Raw genomic sequence first — 2,561 nt, 5'->3', positions numbered from 1 at the left:
GCACATCAGCGTGGTGTCGGGCAACTTCGTGACGGCACGGCCGGTCGGCATTCTCGATGGCGTGGACTTCCAACACACGGGCGTCGTGCGCAAGATCGACGCCGATTCGATCCGCCATTCGCTCGCGAGCCGCAAGCTCGTCCTGCTCTCGCCGCTCGGCTTCTCGCCCACGGGCGAGGCATTCAATCTGTCGATGGAAGATGTGGCGTCGGCGGCGGCCATTGCGCTGCGCGCCGACAAGATCGTGTTCCTCACGGAAACGCAGGGTCTGATCGGCGAGGAAGGCGAACTGCTGCGCGAAATGTCGCTCGACGACGCCTACAAGCTGCAGGAAAGCGGCACCGTGCTCGGCGACGCGGGCTTCTATCTGAAGCACTCGATCCGCGCCTGCCGTGGCGGCGTGGGCCGCGCGCACATCATTCCCTACGCACTCGACGGCGGCCTGCTGCTCGAACTGTTCCTGCACGACGGCGTGGGCACCATGATCTCGTACGAGAACCTGGAAAGCCTGCGCGAAGCGACGCCCGACGATGTGGGCGGCATTCTCACGCTGATCGAGCCGCTCGAAACAGACGGCACGCTCGTGCGGCGCGGGCGCCACCAGATCGAGCGCGACATCGACCACTTTTCGGTGATCGAGCACGACGGCGTGCTATTCGGTTGCGCGGCGCTCTACGCGTACCCGCAGGAGCGCATCGGCGAAATGGCGTGCCTCACGGTCTCGCCCGAGGCGCAAGGCTCCGGCGACGGAGAGCGCCTCTTGCGCCGCATCGAGCAGCGCGCGCGGGCGCGCGGCCTCACGCGCATTTTCGTGCTCACCACGCGCACCGAACACTGGTTCCTCAAGCGCGGCTTCGTCAAGGCAACGGTGGACGACCTGCCCGAAGACCGCCGCCGGCTCTACAACTGGCAGCGCAAATCGCTCGTGCTGATGAAACAGCTTTGAGCGCGCCCATCTGCGGATGAGGCGCGACGCCACCCACACATACGACTTTAGGAGAAGCACAGCATGGCCCGTATGATCCAATGCGCGAAGCTCGGCAAGGAAGCCGAGGGACTCGACTTTCCGCCGCTGCCGGGCGAACTCGGCAAGCGCATCTACGAAAGCGTCTCGAAGGAGGCGTGGCAGCAGTGGCTCAAGCAGCAGACCATGCTCATCAACGAAAACCGCCTGAACATGGCAGACCCGCGCGCGCGTCAGTACCTGATGAAGCAAACGGAGAAGTTCTTCTTCGGCGAAGGCGCCGACCAGGCCTCCGGTTACGTGCCGCCCACCCAGGGCTGAGTCGCTGTTGCTGCGCGCCGCCGGGATCTGTCCCCGGCTTGCATGGGCGCAGCCAAACGCACCGTAAAAACCGCGCCGCCGGCGCGGTTTTTTTATGCGCTTCATGCACTTTCGGAGCACCGGAAACGGTTCCACCGAATCGGCGCAATCCCCCGCCACGCGGGGCTTTCAGCGCTTCCCCCAATACCCGGCGATACGGCGGTTTTCTCGATCTTCCGTTATCGTGCTATCATGCTGCTTCGTTCAACAGGCATTAGCCATCAATTGCATTCGGAAAGGCGCACAAAAAACGCCGCCGCAACGCCCCGCATCCGAGTGCGCATATGACAAAAGGAACGCTCCGCCACGCGGGCTTCTTTTTCGTTTCAGCGGCGCTTCACCGGCACCCTCGTGCCAGTCCAGCGTCCTCATGCGTCCTGCCCCCCAACCACGGCCACGCAGGCGCCACGCTTAATCACAATTCGTTTGAGTGTCGTTTCGCGACACCTCAGCATGGCTTTCGTGCGCCACTCGCTTCACGCGATGCACACCGGCCGCCCAACCTGCGGCGTGCCGCGCGAAAGCTCGCCGCCATCGCGAAACGGTACTCTCCGGCAACCGTGGCGGGCCCTTGTGGGTTCGTCGCAGTCATTGGAGATGCACACCTTGACCGCTTCCACTTCCGGCACATCGGCCTCCTCCTCGCATAGCGCGGCTTCGACCGATCTCACCCTCGACGACATCACCATCGTCGACAACAGCCTCCTCAAACGCGCCGTCGGCGCCATGGCGCTCGGCAACGCCATGGAATGGTTCGACTTCGGCGTGTACAGCTACATCGCTGTCACGCTCGGCAAAGTGTTCTTCCCGTCGTCGAATCCGTCGGCGCAGCTGATCGCCACCTTCGGCACGTTCGCCGCGGCGTTCCTCGTGCGCCCGATCGGCGGCATGGTGTTCGGGCCGCTGGGCGACCGCATCGGCCGTCAGCGCGTGCTCGCGATGACGATGATCATGATGGCGCTCGGCACCTTCGCGATCGGCCTGATTCCGAGCTACGCGTCGATCGGCATTTTCGCGCCGGTGCTGCTGCTGGTTGCGCGTCTGGTGCAAGGCTTCTCGACCGGTGGCGAATACGGCGGCGCCGCGACCTTCATCGCGGAGTTCTCGACCGACAAGCGCCGCGGCTTCATGGGCAGCTTCCTCGAATTCGGCACGCTGATCGGCTACGTGTTCGGCGCGGGCACGGTCGCGGTGCTGACCGCCGTGCTCCCGCACGAGGCGCTCCTCGACTGGGGCT

Annotated in this window: 3 protein-coding genes; all 3 read left to right on the top strand. The window is 64.6% G+C overall.

Annotated features, from left to right (window positions below; genetic code table 11):
- Window positions 1-946 (top strand): amino-acid N-acetyltransferase (argA, locus tag VMJ11_RS08080; RefSeq protein ID WP_325618712.1); only part of this gene is annotated, 946 nt, incomplete at its 5' end.
- A 63-nt stretch (window positions 947-1,009) separates the two neighbouring features.
- Window positions 1,010-1,285 carry an oxidative damage protection protein gene (locus tag VMJ11_RS08075; RefSeq protein WP_325618710.1) on the top strand — a complete coding sequence of 92 codons (276 nt, stop codon included), beginning with the start codon at window positions 1,010-1,012 and terminating at the stop codon, window positions 1,283-1,285.
- A 636-nt stretch (window positions 1,286-1,921) separates the two neighbouring features.
- A partial coding sequence (locus VMJ11_RS08070; protein WP_325618708.1) for an MFS transporter occupies window positions 1,922-2,561 on the top strand: 640 nt, incomplete at its 3' end.

It is taken from the genome of Paraburkholderia sp., assembly GCF_035501035.1.
In the GTDB taxonomy this organism is placed as follows: domain Bacteria; phylum Pseudomonadota; class Gammaproteobacteria; order Burkholderiales; family Burkholderiaceae; genus Paraburkholderia.
Note: the sequence above shows the minus strand (reverse complement) of the source record. Positions and strands in the feature narration are given on the sequence as shown.